Genomic DNA, 16,810 nt, shown 5'->3' with positions numbered 1-16,810 from the left:
AATAGATAAAAAGACATTCTAATCATTTAGTTAAGGACCGTTATGGCACAATTTGCAGTCATTGGTTTGGGAAGTTTCGGGGCAACTGTCGCGCTTGAACTTACTAAATTAAATCATGATGTTATCGGTATAGATACCCAAAAACGTAATGTCGAAAACCTTGCAGACAAAATTACACATGCAGTCATTGCTGATGCCACTGATGAACATGTACTAGATGAGTTGAATGTACAAAACTGTGACGCAGTTGTTGTCGCTATTGGTGAAGACATCGAAGCCAGCATCTTATGTGTGCTTAGTTTAAAAAATTTAGGCATTGATAAAATCTGGGTCAAAGCAAAAACCAAAGCACACCATACAATTTTATCCCACCTGAATATTAATAAAATTATTCACCCAGAAGAAGACATGGGTGTTCGTGTTGCACAGGCACTCAACTATCCGATGGTAAGTCGCTATATGGCTTTGGATGATGATCACTTTATTATTAAAGTTCCAATCAAAGAAAAACTACATGGGATTAATTTATCTGGTTTAATGCAGTTAGCACCTCAAGTAAAACTTTTACTGGTTAAACGCAATAAAGAAATTTTTTACGAAACCGATAGCACATTCACTTTAAATAAGGGTGATGTACTCATTCTTGAAGGCTTACTAGCCAATCTAAAAAAACTCTCCGAGTGTTTTCAATAAATGACAGCTAAAGCACAAACACAAAAGATTTTTAATCTAAGTCCACCCTCACTTCTTGCGATTGGTTTTCTTAGCTTTATCTTAATTGGAACAATCCTACTCAAGCTTCCAATTTCGCATACTGGGCAAATCTCTTGGATGGATGCTTTCTTTACCTCAACCTCAGCTGTAACAATCACAGGCTTATCAGTTGTTAATGTAGGTGAGTCATATACACATTTTGGACAATTTATTATTCTGTTGATGATCCAGTCTGGCGGATTGGGTTTTATGACCTTTGCGATACTAGCCGCACTCAGTTTATCTCCCAAAGTTGGATTAAAACAACAAATGATGGCGCAAGAAAGCTTAGGTCAAACCAGCTTATCCAAAGTGACTTTTATTGCAAAAGGTGTCGTCATCTATACGCTTTTTTTTGAGCTGATTGGTGCCATTTTATTAGCAATGTCCTTTATTCCCCTGTATGGCATACCCAAAGGACTGTATTACTCCGTATTTTATAGTATCTCTGCCTTCAATAATGCAGGATTTTCTTTATTTGACAACAGCTTAATGAACTTTTACAGCAACTTTTCGATTAGTCTTGTTGTCAGTCTGCTCTATATACTTGGCGGTATAGGCTTTTTAGTTTTAATGGATATAAAACAAAATAAAAAATGGAGAAAGTTAAGCCCAAATAGCAAACTTGTTCTTAGTACCATTGTGATTATTAATATATTCGCATTCATCATGATTTGGGCGTTAGAAGCGCGTAATCCAATGACTTTAGGACAGATGAGTCTAGGAGAACAAGCAGTTAACTCATGGTTTCAAGCGACTGTACCACGCTCATCTGGATTTAATACCTTTGATACAGGGTCAATGAACAACAGCACCACACTCTTTACCATGTTACTGATGTTTATTGGTGGAGGCTCGCTAAGTACTGCAGGTGGGATTAAAATTGGTACCTTTGTAATTTTAGTCTTATGTGTGATTTCTTTTCTGCGACGAAATGATGAAATTCGCATCTTCAATCATGCCATTGCACAAGAAACAACTTATAAAGCCCTCGCTGTAGCAGCAATCACAGGTATGCTCGTATTTATCGGTTGTTTTACTTTATTATTACTTGAACCTGAACTTGATGTCTTAGATCTGATGTTTGAGGTGCTATCTGCTGCCTGCACTGTTGGGCTATCTAGAGGCGTTACAGGTGAATTGCACGATGGCAGCTTATTAATGTTATGTCTATTAATGTTTACAGGACGCCTAGGACCACTCACTCTTGCTTATTTGATTGCCACCCCGAAAAAGAGCCGCTTAAAACACCCAACTGCAAATATTCAAATTGGGTAATCTAGATAGTCATTAAATTTGTTCAACAACAACAACTTGCCGACAAACCCCATCGGCTTGACGTTGTTGTTCAAATTCAATTTTGGTCATTACATCAAAATGATCACAGAAACTAATTTCCTGTTCATCAATAGAATAAATTAAAGACTGATTTCCAATACCTTGTAAAGTATCGTAGAACACGATGATAAATTTCCCGAGATCAAAGGCTTGTTGAATGTCCAAATAAGACAAAGCAGCTTTAATTGGAATGTTTAAACGCTCGGCATCAAGATAACTCTGCTTTTCATTTTCATCAATATTTGGATCAGGATCTGTATAAAATGATACTTCAAAGCCTAGTTTTTTCAATGCTACAGCCAGAGCAATAGTAAATGTACCTTCTTGCTGATCATGGCGACACAATCGAATTAGATCAGCAATATCTACATGGGTATCATATTGCTTTACAATCAGCCAAACTGCAAATACACCACAGTTTGCTTCAAGCTGTAATAAAGGTTTAGGAATATTTAGGCCCATTTAATACCAATTCATTAGCGACACACCTAAGCCGACATAAGTTGCTTTGTGATTATAGTCAATCAAGCTTTCTCCATAACCATCAAATAGTTGGAAGTGCCCACGCAACTTACCTGTAATAGGAAATGCCCAGTCAAACTGAACAGCGCCATTAGAACGATCACCACCTTTTAACGAATGCCTCAACATTAGGGAAAAATCATTTTCACCTTTTCGATAAAATGCAGTGAGATCACCTCGACCAATATAGTCCTTAATATCAGGATTATTATCATCCTTTGCATCCTCTGCTATACGATACCAAGGACGTAGCATAAGTGCGAAATTATCCTTTTCAAACCCAAGATTAAAGATAACTCGATTCCAACTACGTGATAATGGATCTGATCGACCATTAGACTGATGATTTAAAGTTACGCCAAGCAAGCGTGCATTCAGCCCCAAAATCTCGTAATTGGTTCGGAACATTAAACTCGCTTCAGGTTCATAATTAGTTTCCCTGAATGGTCGAGATTCATCTGCGTTAAAAACTTGCCAACGTGAAGATTGAGTATAACCTAACCATAAATCACCATTATTACCAAAAATATTCTCCCACGCCTTAGTCTTTAGAGAAAGCTGAAACTTGGCTTCAGAAGACGTCAGATTCTGCTTTTCATCTACGGTATTGACTGGATTTGGACTGCTTGGAAATTCATTTTTATTACTGGTCCAAAATACAGGCAACAAATAGACTGGTTGATAGGCACGGATATTCCAAGCACCTAGTTTACTTTCCTCTGAAAGCTCCCAACGGCGGTCTAATAATGACACGTTTGGATCAAACTTTGGAGCTGGCCCTAATATGTGAAAATCACTGACTTTCTGCACAACTTTGTCTTTCAATGATTCAGGTTGAGGATTTTCTTTTTTTTCAACAACAGGAACAGATGCAGCCAAAACCGGTTCAGGTGTCTGTTGCTCTACCGACTCAATAATGGTAGGTGCTTTAAAAAGATGGTCATAACATGCTAAACGATCTGCATTGGATACCAAAGCCACGCACGCTTCTGCTGTTGCAGGATTTGCTGGTGCCGTTTGTGCATATGCCAATGACGTAGTAAGTGAACTGAGTATCGTAACAACACTCAGCCCAAGATGACTACGTTCAAATGATTTGAACGCCATAGATGTCTCCAACTTTTCTTTTAATTAACTTGTTGAATCTCAAAACCAAGCTTTTGTAGAGCTTCACGCTTTGCAAATGGAGCAACAACGGCTTTAACTGGTTTTTGCTCAAGTAAATATTGTCTAGCAACACGCTGCAAATCAGCCAAAGTTACGCTTAACAAACGTTCACGTAGTAATTTGCGGAATTTTGGTGTGCGTGCATGTAGATACGCATAACAAGCAGTAATTGCTTCACCAGCAGGAGAACCAGGTTTATCCATACTTGCAACAAGACCTAAAATCGCTTCTTCTAACTGATATGGATACTGTTCACTATTCAATAACCATTGGACACTCGCTTCAAAATCATTGAATGTTTCTTCTAAGCGAGGATCACGGTAGCTGAAAAAACGGAATGAGCATGCGTTTCCATCATAGCTTGCCCCCCCACCATATGCACCGCCTTTTTCACGAATCGCACTATGTAAGAAACCATTACGTAAATAGGCCGCCAATACCATCAATGGCGCTGCATCAGCATGTGAAACATCTACAGCTTGATAGGCAGATGCACAAAATTGAACATTCGCTTGAATTAACCATGCTTCATCAGTATTGGTATCTACCCGCTCAATCTGGCTTAAAGTTACAGGCGTAAGATCAACCTCTAACTTATCCCATACATTTTGGATTTCTTCGACTAACCGATCGGACTGATGTTCTTCACATACTAATAAGAACTGTTTTGGTGCTTGTAATAATCTGCGATGTATTGCTTGTAATTCAGCAATTAATGCATCATAAGCCGCTTCGTCTTTTTCAACCTTACCCACAAGGTCACTCAGCCAGTTCAATGCGCCCAATCCCGTATTGTGGTAGTCACGGCGCGCCAATGCACTCATCTGACGTGAAGCCGTTTGCATTGCATAACTGTGCCCAGAACCAGATAAACGTGACTGCCAACGTGTTTTGCGTTGCTGTAATAACTCAATAATCCGATCTTTCTCATCAAATCGAAGCTTCTCAAACGCGAGTTTTAACAACTGAATCGCATCAAGTTTTTGTGTAAGTGATTTAGTTGTGAGTGTCAGCCAAGCACTAATACGATCTTTATCATCAACTTTACTTCGTAAAGAAGCCCCCATCCCCAAACCACCGCTCACAGCAGTTTGAATCTGTTGTAATTCAAGATAATTATACTCACCAGCACCAACTTCACCCATCAAAATAGATAGTAAATTGAAGTATGGAGATTGAACAATTTCATCCGGAATTTGAATCAAAACTTGTTGATAATAAATACCATTGGTTCCTGCATGATAAAGATTTAATGGAGTATCTTGACGATTACAAATAATTTCGCGCAGTTGACCTTGCACGATCTGTAAATCAGCAGGAATATCCTCCAAGCCAACTTTTGGCAATAACTCAAGATCATCAGGCGTATCTTGACGCTTTTTTAAGGCATCCGTTTTTTGCTGAATTTCGATTTTTTGTTCTTCAGTTAAGTTCGCAGTGATTTCAGCCAAACGAGCTTGTTCAGCTTCTTGTTCTTTTGCTGACTTAGTTGCATCAGGCACCAAGGTCATTTGTACACGATGAGAATTATCTAGCAAATGTGTCTGTATTAAATTTGACAGCCACATCGGATCTTTTAGCTCTTCTTTGACTTGCTCAATTGCTGAGTCCACATCCCAAACATGAATTGGATCATTGTGGTGAATTGCACTGCTTAAACCATTCAGAATCAAACTTAAACCATATGGTGTACCATCACCATTGATTTCACGCTGATGCAATTCAATTTGGTGAAGAATTGCATCTACCAAATCTTGATCAACAGGTTTTGATGCAACCTCACTTAAAACATTTAAAACACCATTTTTAAATGTTTCGGCATGTTCAGCATTTGAACCCTGCACGCCACAGTAGAAGGTCATTTCAAAATTACTATCATCAACCCCCATGATTGGTCCTGTTGATTGAGCATAACCACAGGTTTCTAAATAATGGCGCAATGGCGAGGCAGAGTTTTCTAATAAAATTCCTTCAACTAAGCGCATACCTAAACGTAACTTAATATCACTCGTTTCTGGTAACAACCAAGCCAATACATGATAGGTTTTGTCTTTTAGATCTTCACTATCAACCGCATAAGACTCAGTAACTGTAACGGGTGCTGTTAAACGCTTCTCTGGTTTTGAATATAAAGTGGTGCCTTGAGAAAATTTATGCAAAGCTAAATTTTCAAATTGTTCTTGTAGATCATATGCACTTTGGTTTCCAAAGGTCATAAATACGGCATTACTTGGATGATAATGAGTTTTATAAAAATCAACTAATTGCTCATAACTTAGATCTGGTATGTCTTTAGGATCACCACCAGAATTATAATGATATGTCGTTTCTGGGAATAAATGATGTGCAAGCTGATGATAAAGCTGATCTGTAGGAGCACTCATTGCCCCTTTCATTTCATTAAAAACAACACCTTTATAAACCGCTTGATCATTCTCAAGTTCAATTCGAATCCCTTCTTGAGCAAAATCCAATGGGTTTAGGTTTGCTGAGAAAGCTGCATCTAAATAGACGGATAATAAATTTTGAAAATCCTTCTTATTTTGTGTTGCAAATGGATAAGCTGTCCAATCAGCTGCCGTAAAAGCATTCATGAAAGTATTAAGAGAACGGCGAATCATTAAAAAGAATGGATCACGGACAGGAAATTTTTCAGAGCCGCATAGAGCTGTATGCTCTAAAATATGTGCTGTTCCTTTTGAATCCATGGGTTGTGTTCTAAACGCAACCAAAAATACATTTTCATCATGGCTGGTTGCTAAGTGATAGTGAACCGCACCTGTGACCTTGTGCTTATATTCTGAAACTTGAATATCGAGTGCTTCTACATGGTGTTGACGTAATAGCTGAAACGCTGGATGAGTCGTTTTAGCAATACTTTCAGAAACATCGACAGTCATATGATCTCCAATTTATCTATTTAAACAATTACTATTCAGAGTCTACCGAAGAATCGTAATCGATATCCATGTAAATTAGTCTATTTTTGTAGAAAAATTCATCGACTAAGCGATATTTTCGATGAATAAAGCCATTCACTCAACACCTGATTTTTTTTCAACAACCTACAGTAATCTTGAGCATTAGTGTAAACTTTATGTTTTGATTTTTAGTGTGATGAAAAACATGGTAACTGTTGATCTTTTTGCAATTGGGAATGCACTCATAGACCAAGAATTTAAAGTCTCAAATGAGTTCTTGACAGAACATACTTTGCAAAAAGGCACAATGCAGTTAGCTGATGGTGAGACTCAATCTGCCTTATATCAAAAACTACAAGATACGCAAACTTATAAAGGACAAGCAAGTGGTGGTTCAGCTGCAAATACAACCGTTGCCTTTAGCGCATTAGGTGGCAGTGCATTTTATGGTTGTCGCGTTGGGAACGATGAGCTTGGCTCAATTTACTTAAATGGCTTAAACGAAGCTGGCATTAAAACCACTGCAAAATCAATTAGTGAAGGTATCACTGGTACATGCATGGTACTCATCAGTCCAGATTCTGAGCGTACCATGCAAACCTATTTAGGTATCACAGCTGAACTATCAGATGAACAAATTGATTTTGAACCATTGAAAACTGCTAAATGGCTTTATATTGAAGGTTATCTATCAACCAGTGAAACAGCACGAGAAGCCGTAAAACAAGCGCGCCAAATCGCTAGAGAACATGGTGTTAAGATCGCTCTTTCTCTTTCAGATCCAGCAATGGTGCAATATGCTCGTACTGGGCTTGAAGAACTATTGGGTGATGGCGTTGATTTATTGTTTTGCAACGAACAAGAAGCGTTGATGTTTAGCGAGACTGATAATCTCAACGATGCTATTGAAGTTTTAAAAATCAAAAATCAACATATTGTGATTACTCAAGGTGCAAATGGTGCAATGATCATTGATCCAGCACAACAATTCCATGTTGCTGGTCGACATGTTGAAGCAGTAGATGCTAACGGCGCTGGTGATGCTTTTTCTGGGGCGTTCTTGTATGCAATCAATGCAGGGCTGAGCCTAGAAGCGGCTGCACAACTTTCAATTTTGATATCAAGCGAAGTTGTTGCCCAATTTGGCCCACGTTTATCAGTCGATCATTACGCTAAACTTTTTGAGCAGTTTAAAACCACACAACAGGAATGTGCTTAACATGGAAAAGATTTGCATGACTGAAGAAGTCCCTGAACGTGAATCGCGTGCGTTTGACACAATGAAAGGGACAACTATTTTTATTACTCAAAAGGATGGTGGTTTTTACGCTTATCAAAACGTATGCCCACATTTGCAAACCGAACTAGAGTATTTAGAAAATCAGTTCTTAGATCAAGATCGTGAATACATACAATGTTCTACTCATGGTGCACTATTCTCAGTTGAAACTGGTGAATGTATTTCTGGACCATGTCTTGGTGACTTCCTTGAAAAAGTTAATTTGGAAGTCCACTCTGATGGTGGTATTTATATTGTTGATTAATTCTTAAATTAGTATTCTGCTATGACTGAGTTTTTTCTAAACTATTATTTGATGCCCTTTCACATGAGTGTAGTTGCTCTGATTGCGCTCAGCATAGCAGAAACTATTGGTATTTTGATTGGATTACGTCCAAGCTATTTAGTGAAAAAACTGACTCCTGAATGGATTCTAAACTCACCTCTCTTAGACGTTAAATTTTCAAAATATCTCATCGTTGTTTTCTTACTGATTAACTTTAGTTTTGCAGGCTATTTTTTAGAACTCTCTTTTTTTGCAATTCAACATTATTTTATCTCCCCTTATTATTTATTTATTCCAGCATTAATTATCGACATATTTTTTACGGTTTTTATGATTCACTGCCTAGATCAAGTCATTAAACCTAAAGTCACTCACACCCATGCCAATCTTATCGGTCGCTTAGCAACAGTCTCCACAGGCAATGCACGCCCGGGTTTTTCCGCTCAAGCTCGTGTTCGTGATGAATTTGGGCAGCTGTATTATGTACAAGTTGAACCAGAGTATGGTGAGTTAGAGCTACAATCCCAAGTGTTATTAATAAGTCAAAGATCAAATGCACACTATCTTGCAAAAAAAATATCCACTTCAAATAAGCTCTTTACAGCGGATTAAAGAGACCAAAGCGTATTTCACCCACCCTGATGTTACAAAAAACAACAATAAAACATCCTAAAACATCTTCTCTTGTTGCTTTTTTAGCTCTGATCAAACTTATAAAAATAGCCAAAACAATTTTCTCATTTATTCTCTCCTAGAAAACATAGTATTTCACTCGGTTTAAAACATTTTAAATCTCTAATCTGTACATTTTCAAGTACAGATACACAACTCTATGTAAAAATTAAAATTTATTAAATACCCACCATTTTAATCAACTTATTAATTTCATTAAAAACAGATACCCAACCATTTAAGTTTGGATTAATTATTTAAATATAAGCATTTTAGTCAGATTTAAAATAAATAACCAACTATTTTAATAAGGAATCACTATACAATAAAACATAATAAATATATCACCTTGATTATCATATGTATTTTTCAAAACACTCATTTAAAATACATTTAAATTTTATTTTTATTTTTATTTAGTAAATAATACAAATATCTTCACTTTAATATGAATCCAGTTTTATGAACACAAGTTCTCAAAACTCAAATCGGCGATTAATTCGAGAAATCACGGTTATCCTTATTATTAAAGTAATCCTTCTCATGGTAATTAAACACGTCTGGTTTGATGCACCAACAATTCCAAAAGATTTTAACAATCAAGTTGCCGAGCGTATTGCTGGTAACTTATCCAACACTCAGGAGACACGTTGATGATTTCTGAAAGCGTGGTCGATCTTTCGCGGTTCCAATTTGCAATGACTGCGATGTATCACTTCATTTTTGTCCCTTTAACTTTAGGTCTTGCTTTTATCCTTGCCATTATGGAAACCACCTATGTGATTTCCGGAAAGGAAATTTATAAAGATATGACCAAGTTTTGGGGAAAACTTTTTGGGATTAATTTTGCTTTAGGTGTCACCACTGGACTAACGATGGAATTCCAGTTTGGAACGAACTGGGCATATTACTCTCACTATGTCGGGGATATTTTCGGAGCACCGCTGGCAATTGAAGGCTTAATGGCTTTCTTCTTAGAATCTACCTTTATTGGATTATTCTTTTTTGGCTGGGATCGCCTCTCAAAATTTCAGCATTTAGGAGTAACTTGGTTAGTCGCAATCGGTTCTAATATGTCTGCATTATGGATCCTGATCGCAAATGGTTGGATGCAAAACCCAGTCGGCGCTGCATTTAATTATGAAACTATGCGTATGGAGCTCGTAGACTTTGCAGCCTTGATTTTCAACCCAGTCGCTCAGGTTAAATTTGTACATACTGTATCTGCTGGTTATGTGACTGGCGCCATCTTTGTTTTAGCGATCTCTAGCTATTACTTATTGAAAAAACAGGATTTACCTTTTGCACGTCGTTCTTTCGCTATTGCAGCTATCTTTGGTTTAGCATCTACTTTATCTGTCATTTTACTCGGTGATGAATCAGGTTATGAACTCGGTGATGTTCAGAAAACTAAACTTGCGGCTATTGAAGCTGAATGGCATACAGAACCAGCACCTGCTGCATTCACCTTATTTGGTATTCCAAACCAAGAAAAAATGCGGACTGACTATGCCATTAAAATCCCTTATGTCATGGGCATTATTGCTACACGTTCCACTGACAAAGAAGTAACGGGTATTCATGATCTCATGAAACAACATGAGGTACGTATTCGTAACGGTATGGTGGCATATAGCGAATTAGAAAAACTACGTGCGGGTGATCGCTCACCAGAGTTACTTGCATCATTTGAGCAAAATCAGAAAGACCTTGGTTATGGCCTTTTATTAAAGAAATATACGCCAAATGTTGTTGATGCAACTGAAGCTCACATTCAGGCAGCGACCAAAGATACCATTCCAAATGTTGCAGCTTTGTTCTTTTCATTCCGTGCTATGGTTGCTTCTGGCTTTTTGATGCTTCTACTCTTCATCTTGGCAACTTGGGCAGTGGCTAAACGCAATGCTGAAGATAAACCATGGTTACTCAAATTTGCATTATTCTCTCTCCCACTACCATGGATTGCGGCTCAAACAGGTTGGTATGTTGCTGAAGGTGGTCGTCAACCGTGGTCAATTGGTGAAATTTTGCCAACACACTTGTCTGCATCTAGTATCAGCGCAGGTGATGTATGGGGGTCGATTATCGCTCTCGCTGCTTTCTATACAGTTCTTCTCATCATCGAAATGTATTTGATGATCAAGTTTGCACGTCTAGGTCCAAGTTCTTTACACACTGGTAAGTATCACTTTGAAAAACTTGAAGCAAAATCAGTGGAGGCTCAACCATGATCGAATATGAATTACTCAAAATTATTTGGTGGGTATTGGTTGGTGTATTGCTTATCGGCTTTGCACTCACCGATGGCTTCGACATGGGGGCAATGGCCCTGATGCCATTTGTCGGTAAAACAGACAATGAACGACGTGCTGCAATCAATACTATTGCACCTCACTGGGATGGTAACCAAGTTTGGTTTATTACCGCCGGTGGTGCGTTATTTGCAGCATGGCCAATGGTTTATGCAGTTGCCTTTTCAGGTATGTATTGGGCATTACTACTGGTCCTGTTTGCACTATTTCTACGACCCGTTGGCTTTGACTATCGGTCTAAATTAGAAAACACACAATGGCGTACGTCATGGGATTGGGGGTTATGTTTAGGTGGTGCTGTTCCTGCTTTAGTCTTCGGTGTGGCTTTTGGTAATTTGTTCTTAGGTGTTCCATTTGGTTTAGACGAAACTCTACGTTCCCAATATACGGGTAGCTTCTTTGCTCTCTTAAATCCGTTTGCATTAGTTTGCGGTATTGTGAGCTTATCCATGCTTTGCGCTCATGGTGGTTCATGGTTGATGTTACGTACAGATGGAGATTTATTTCATCGTTCTGCCAAAGCAACACAACTGATGGCCGCTATTTTTCTTGCCTGCTTCCTTGTAGCAGGTGCATGGTTATACTTCGGCAGTATTGAGGGTTATAGCTATGCCACTGCTATCGACACCAATGCCGCACTCAACCCTCTTGCAAAAGAAGTTGTGACGAATGCAAACCATGGCTGGATGAATAATTACTCAACCTACCCAATCACGATTGCCGCACCTGTTGCAGCCATTTTAGGTGCAATACTTGCACTGATCAGTGCAGGCAAACAAAAAGCCGCTATTACCTTTACAGGCACAAGCTTAATGATCGTAGGTGCGATTCTTACAGCTGGATTTGCACTATTCCCATTCCTGTTACCATCCAATATTGATCCAACCTCTAGTTTAACAATGTGGGATGCTGTATCTAGCCATAAAACGCTCGGAGTGATGACGGTTGCTGCTTGTATTTTTGTTCCACTCATTTTGATCTACACCTCTTGGTCTTATTACAAAATGTGGGGCGTTATTACCAACAAACACATTGAAGAAAATTCACATAGTTTGTACTGATTGAGGAGCAATGAGATGTGGTACTTTGCATGGATCCTAGGCATTTTGATGGCATGTTTTGCGGGTGTACTCAGTGCACTATATATCGAACATCATCAAAATCTAGATGAGGAATCCTAAAATGGCAAAAGCAATGGCAACACCGAAAAATAGTAAAGCGCATATATTTGCAATGACCATTTCGTTTCTGTTGGCATTGCCACTCGCAGCTATTTTATTAGTACATCCTGCATTAATGTTAGATGCTAACGGGCATTACAATCATAGTCTACTGATGTTAGTGATGATTGGAATTTCTGGTGGCTTTATTCATGGTGTAGGATTTATTCCCAAGTTTTGGTTATGGAAATGGTTATTCAGTCCATATGTTGCATGGCCACTCATGATTTTAGGCTATTATATTTGGGTCGGTAATTAAAGCTTATACAACGATCAAGTAAAGAGGCATTTTGGATTAAATTCGAAATGCCTCTTTTTAATACTAGCTACATACAATGAAATTTATATGTAATTACAATGTATATCTTAATTTCTTAATTCAACAAGTTGAATAAGTGTCAGAGGTAAGCCAACTTCCGCATCAAAATATAGAAAGATGTGTTTATCACCTTCTAACTTTTAAGCTCATCATTTCTTCATTATATCTTTTCAATAAAAAAGCCGATGATAACATCGGCCTCACAAAACTATAAATAAATAGGTTAGTTACTTTGACCAGCTAACCATGTCATAAATTTTTGACGCTCTGCTTTAGAAGCTTTTTGCCACAACTCAATCAATTGCTGATCAGTGGTTGTTCTATTAGCCGTACTGGATGTTGTTAAAATTGGTGCGACAGGCTCTATTGTTGGCTTTGCACCTGCGTATACAGCTGCTGGCTGATTAGCGGTATTATTTTTATTCTTTTGAGTTAGATCAAGTGTACGGCTTAACAAGCCATTACCAGTGAACCAAGGTTTTGCCTCATTATTAGCACCAGTTTGTTGTACGATCAATTTCTTATTTTGATCATAAAGTGCAACTGTAGGCTGTTCGGCATATTTTTTTGCAGCTTCAAAGTCTTTTGGAGCATTGACCAAACCCAAGCGATAGCTTTGGTTATCTTTTAAATTTGGAGCTTGAATAGTTACAACACCCGATCTCACGATGTCATGCTCACCACTTAAATGCTCAAAATACTCGCGATATCGAACATTAAGAGTTAAGTCACCGGCATCAACTTGATAGTTATTTTTACTTGAAGGTAATAAACCAGAATTTACTTCTTGACCATTTACCGCAACAATAACAATTTCTTCAGGCGCGGTGATTGTAACCGCTGAAAAAACGGAACCACTAAATAACAACCCTAAAGCAGCAATACCAACTCTTAAAGACATTAGACTTTTCTCGATATAAACTATTTATGAAACCGTATGCACTATGCTACGAGATTATGACTATTTTATGACAACAAGGCGAATGACCTGTCTTAAGCCTTTTACCATCAAGTAATATATACCTCATATTTGCCGTCAAAGACCATACCACTTGTGTCCAATCTTACTATTTTTCTTATTGCAAAAAAAAGAGCGCATCAAGCGCCCTTCTTATTTAACAACCACTTAATACTTAGTTAAAAGTTTTAAAGCGTGCTGCATCATCCATATAGGTCTTTTCACCTGCTGGTGCTTCAATTGAACCAAATACAAGCTGAGCACGCAATTTCCAGTTTGCTGGAATAGCAAAAGTTTCTGCAACTTCTTCGTCAATGATTGGGTTGTAATGCTGCAATGAAGCACCGATACCCATTTCAGCTAACGCAGTCCAGGTCGCAAATTGTGCAATGGCACTTGAATGCTCTGACCATACTGGGAAGTTATCTGCATACAATGCAAATTGTTCTTGTAAACCTTTTACAACATCTTGATCTTCATAAAATAGTGCTGTACCAAAGCCAGCAGCAAAACTATCAATTTTTGCATTGGTGCTTTCAAATGCTTCAGCTGGTACGATTTTACGTAATGTTTCACGCACAATATTCCAGAAATTTGTATGTGACGCACCATATAAAGTCACAACACGCGAGGTTTGTGAGTTAAAAGATGATGGGCTTTGCTTTACAGCCTCACGAATGGTTTCTTCAATTGTTGCTTGATCAACAGAAACATTTTTACCAATGGCATAGATTGTACGGCGTGCTTTGATGCTATTTAAAAAGTTACTCATGTTGTTATTCCTACCTGTACCCGATGGGAGTTATCTTGGATTGAATGTAGTGTATAACGACTCATTTTCCTGTAATAGTCCAAAAAACATAACAGATCGTTTCGTTTTTGAAACAATACTATGATTTTTAGTCTATAAAAAAGGCCCCATTTATATGGGGCCTTTTTTAGCATTCATTGTGATTACTTATCTGTTTCAAACAAAGCTGCTACAAATGACTTAGCTGAAAATGGACGTAAGTCGTCAATCTTCTCGCCCACACCAATATAACGGATCGGGACATGAGTACGGCTTGCAATATTGAAAAGCACGCCACCTTTTGCTGTACCATCTAATTTGGTAATTGTAATGCCCGTTAATCCAACTGCTTCATCGAACAATTGCACTTGGTTAATCGCATTTTGACCTGTACCCGCATCAACAATCAACATAATCTCATGTGGTGCAGTTGCATCAATCTTCTGCATTACGCGTTTTACTTTTTTAAGCTCTTCCATAAGATTTGCTTTATTTTGCAAACGGCCAGCCGTATCTGCAATCAAGACATCAATCCCTTTAGCACGAGCACTTTCAAAAGCATCAAAAATCACTGAGGCACTATCAGCCCCATGACCTTGAGCAACAACAGGGATGTCATTACGCTCTCCCCAAATTTGTAATTGCTCTGTGGCAGCCGCACGGAAAGTATCACCCGCAGCCAACATCACTTTCTTACCTTCACCCTGTAAGCGTTTTGCAAGTTTACCAATGGTTGTCGTTTTACCCACACCATTTACACCGACCATAAGAATTACATAAGGGGATTTATTTGGGTCAATATGTAAGGGTTTAACTCGCGGAGCAAGCAATGCAACTAATTCTTCTTGCAAAGCTTTATACAATGCGTGTGAATAAATCAAATCACCACGCGCTGTTCGTTCTGTCAAGTTTGCAATAATCGTTTTAGTTGCATCAACACCAATATCAGCAACCAATAATTGCTCTTCAACTTCTTCTAATAATTCATCATCAATTTCTTTACCGCCAATCAAAATGTTTACCATACCGTCAGTAAAACTACGACGTGTTTTGGTTAAACCATCTTTCATACGACCAAAGAAACCTGTTGATTTCTCTCCTTCAGCTGCAGGTACAACTTCTTCAGCTATGACTGGTGGCGTATTTTCAACAGTTTTTGCAACAGGTTCGATAATGGGAACATCGACAGCAGGTAAACTCGGCAATGTAACATCATCATCACCGATGTCAGCATCTATCAAGAATTTATTTTGCATATTCGATTGCTGTTGCATGTCGATTCCTTGAGAATAAAGCAGCTTTTAAAAGATCGTCAGTCTAGCACAAATTGATTTCATTTTCCCGATTGGCATAAACCATTCATTTATCATTAGAAATGGTGGTTTAAAACTACTCATCTTCTTGTGCCATCGCTGGGTATTGTTTGATCCGATTTGATTCAAATTGATATGCATGCATAAGCCGTAAATAACTAATTTTTTGAATCTGAGGATGACTTAAGATTTCTTTTGCCATCAACTGGGTTTTAGGGTGGCTTGCTTGTAGAGACAACTGAACTACATGATCAACTTGTAGATTGTTCACTGGGCGCAATAAGGCTTTATAGCCAACGATAAAAAAGGACAAAATCATAACAATGACCAGAATATTAAAAAATCGGTCAAGTCTTGGTCCATACTTGGACTGCAAAATTTTATGTTTAGAAATGATAGACAACATAACCAACCTCAGTGTTATGAAGCAGTGTATGTATCTACCTCACTTAGAGCAAGTATCAACGTCAATCAACAATAAGCAAAGCGTGCGTTAAAGACTGTTTTTCAATCAATAACGCAACATATACTCAGATATTTAAGAGATTAACTCGTCAACGTACGCACAAAAGCAAAGTACAAAATAAATGCGATAATCAGCAAAGTTATAAATATCGCAAACATTCCAACACCACTTTCAGCGTCTGCGGGGTGCAAATCATCTTCATCTGCAATTCGAAGTAACTCACCATTATAAATTTCATAAAAGCGATCTTTTTCTTCTGGACTAAGATTTATCGCAAAATCATAAACACGCTTACGTTGTGCTAAACAATAATCGCCAAGATGAATCTCTTGATGAAAAACGGCCTCGTCAAGTAACTTACGATGATGATGTGCTAAGGCAATAATTTGGTTCTCAGTTGGTGGCATATCAAAACTTAAACCATCAATTGTATGTGACATATTTTTCTCCTTTTCTATTCTTCTCACTTTGATTTTACTTAAAATTATTTGTAG

General features: G+C 38.0%; 18 protein-coding genes. 10 read left to right on the top strand and 8 right to left on the bottom strand.

All coding sequences use genetic code 11. The annotated features are described in order from the left end of the window. Positions 1–42 precede the first annotated feature (42 nt). Together F2A31_RS07410 and F2A31_RS07405 are read left to right on the top strand one after the other, a co-directional pair. Positions 43–693 carry a potassium channel family protein gene (locus F2A31_RS07410; protein WP_150025840.1) on the top strand — a complete coding sequence of 217 codons (651 nt, stop codon included), beginning with the start codon at positions 43–45 and terminating at the stop codon, positions 691–693. After that, positions 694–2,031 carry a TrkH family potassium uptake protein gene (locus F2A31_RS07405; protein ID WP_150025839.1) on the top strand — a complete coding sequence of 446 codons (1,338 nt, stop codon included), beginning with the start codon at positions 694–696 and terminating at the stop codon, positions 2,029–2,031. It abuts the gene before it with no gap. 12 nt (positions 2,032–2,043) lie between these two features. Here the strand turns inward: F2A31_RS07405 and F2A31_RS07400 are convergent, their stop codons facing one another. The 3 genes from F2A31_RS07400 to F2A31_RS07390 are packed head-to-tail and all read right to left on the bottom strand — an operon-like array spanning position 2,044 to position 6,680. Next, on the bottom strand, positions 2,044–2,553 hold the full coding sequence (locus F2A31_RS07400) for a cysteine peptidase family C39 domain-containing protein (protein ID WP_150025838.1): 510 nt from the start codon (positions 2,551–2,553) through the stop codon (positions 2,044–2,046). Next, complete coding sequence (locus tag F2A31_RS07395) at positions 2,554–3,720, bottom strand: phospholipase A (protein ID WP_150025837.1); 1,167 nt, start codon at positions 3,718–3,720, stop codon at positions 2,554–2,556. Positions 3,721–3,740: 20 nt separating this feature from the next. Continuing rightward, positions 3,741–6,680, bottom strand: coding sequence for an insulinase family protein (locus F2A31_RS07390; RefSeq protein ID WP_150025836.1), 2,940 nt, complete (start codon positions 6,678–6,680; stop codon positions 3,741–3,743). Between the two features lie 226 nt (positions 6,681–6,906). Between F2A31_RS07390 and F2A31_RS07385 the strand changes: the two genes are divergently transcribed. From F2A31_RS07385 to F2A31_RS07350, 8 genes are all read left to right on the top strand, one after another. Beyond that, positions 6,907–7,920 carry an adenosine kinase gene (locus F2A31_RS07385; RefSeq protein WP_150025835.1) on the top strand — a complete coding sequence of 338 codons (1,014 nt, stop codon included), beginning with the start codon at positions 6,907–6,909 and terminating at the stop codon, positions 7,918–7,920. Between the two features lie 16 nt (positions 7,921–7,936). Next, a complete protein-coding gene (locus tag F2A31_RS07380) occupies positions 7,937–8,245 on the top strand; it encodes a Rieske (2Fe-2S) protein (RefSeq protein ID WP_005080525.1) in 309 nt (102 codons plus the stop codon). A gap of 21 nt (positions 8,246–8,266) precedes the next feature. Further along, the gene (locus F2A31_RS07375; RefSeq protein WP_150025834.1) at positions 8,267–8,878 is read left to right on the top strand and encodes an OB-fold-containig protein; all 612 of its coding nucleotides are present in this window, start codon (positions 8,267–8,269) and stop codon (positions 8,876–8,878) included. Positions 8,879–9,400: 522 nt separating this feature from the next. Continuing rightward, positions 9,401–9,592: a cytochrome oxidase putative small subunit CydP gene (gene cydP, locus F2A31_RS07370; RefSeq protein ID WP_150025833.1), complete on the top strand. Its 192-nt coding sequence runs from the start codon at positions 9,401–9,403 to the stop codon at positions 9,590–9,592. Next, on the top strand, positions 9,592–11,169 hold the full coding sequence (locus tag F2A31_RS07365; protein WP_150025832.1) for a cytochrome ubiquinol oxidase subunit I: 1,578 nt from the start codon (positions 9,592–9,594) through the stop codon (positions 11,167–11,169). Before cydP ends, F2A31_RS07365 begins: the two co-directional genes overlap by 1 nt. Continuing rightward, complete coding sequence (gene cydB, locus F2A31_RS07360; RefSeq protein ID WP_150025831.1) at positions 11,166–12,311, top strand: cytochrome d ubiquinol oxidase subunit II; 1,146 nt, start codon at positions 11,166–11,168, stop codon at positions 12,309–12,311. Before F2A31_RS07365 ends, cydB begins: the two co-directional genes overlap by 4 nt. 15 nt (positions 12,312–12,326) lie before the next feature. Further along, positions 12,327–12,431: a cytochrome bd-I oxidase subunit CydX gene (cydX, locus tag F2A31_RS07355; protein WP_005080515.1), complete on the top strand. Its 105-nt coding sequence runs from the start codon at positions 12,327–12,329 to the stop codon at positions 12,429–12,431. A 1-nt stretch (position 12,432) separates the two neighbouring features. Beyond that, positions 12,433–12,729: a cyd operon YbgE family protein gene (locus F2A31_RS07350; RefSeq protein WP_150025830.1), complete on the top strand. Its 297-nt coding sequence runs from the start codon at positions 12,433–12,435 to the stop codon at positions 12,727–12,729. Positions 12,730–13,012: 283 nt separating this feature from the next. On the opposite strand, the gene F2A31_RS07340 is transcribed toward F2A31_RS07350, so the two are convergent. From F2A31_RS07340 to F2A31_RS07320, 5 genes are all read right to left on the bottom strand, one after another. Then, positions 13,013–13,690, bottom strand: coding sequence for a YccT family protein (locus tag F2A31_RS07340; RefSeq protein WP_150025829.1), 678 nt, complete (start codon positions 13,688–13,690; stop codon positions 13,013–13,015). A 232-nt stretch (positions 13,691–13,922) separates the two neighbouring features. Next, positions 13,923–14,519, bottom strand: a complete 597-nt coding sequence (locus tag F2A31_RS07335; RefSeq protein ID WP_150025828.1) for a nitroreductase family protein — start codon at positions 14,517–14,519, stop codon at positions 13,923–13,925. 182 nt (positions 14,520–14,701) lie between these two features. Beyond that, on the bottom strand, positions 14,702–15,811 hold the full coding sequence (gene ftsY / locus F2A31_RS07330) for a signal recognition particle-docking protein FtsY (protein WP_150025827.1): 1,110 nt from the start codon (positions 15,809–15,811) through the stop codon (positions 14,702–14,704). A gap of 115 nt (positions 15,812–15,926) precedes the next feature. Next, entirely contained in the window at positions 15,927–16,256 is a 330-nt protein-coding gene (locus tag F2A31_RS07325) for a hypothetical protein (RefSeq protein ID WP_150025826.1), read from the bottom strand. 140 nt (positions 16,257–16,396) lie between these two features. Beyond that, positions 16,397–16,756, bottom strand: coding sequence for a hypothetical protein (locus tag F2A31_RS07320; protein ID WP_150025825.1), 360 nt, complete (start codon positions 16,754–16,756; stop codon positions 16,397–16,399). Positions 16,757–16,810: the final 54 nt, after the last annotated feature.

This window comes from Acinetobacter suaedae (assembly GCF_008630915.1).
Taxonomy (GTDB): Bacteria; Pseudomonadota; Gammaproteobacteria; order Pseudomonadales; family Moraxellaceae; genus Acinetobacter; species Acinetobacter suaedae.
The sequence above is the reverse complement of the archived record's forward strand: the minus strand, read 5'-3'. Positions and strand labels throughout refer to the sequence as shown.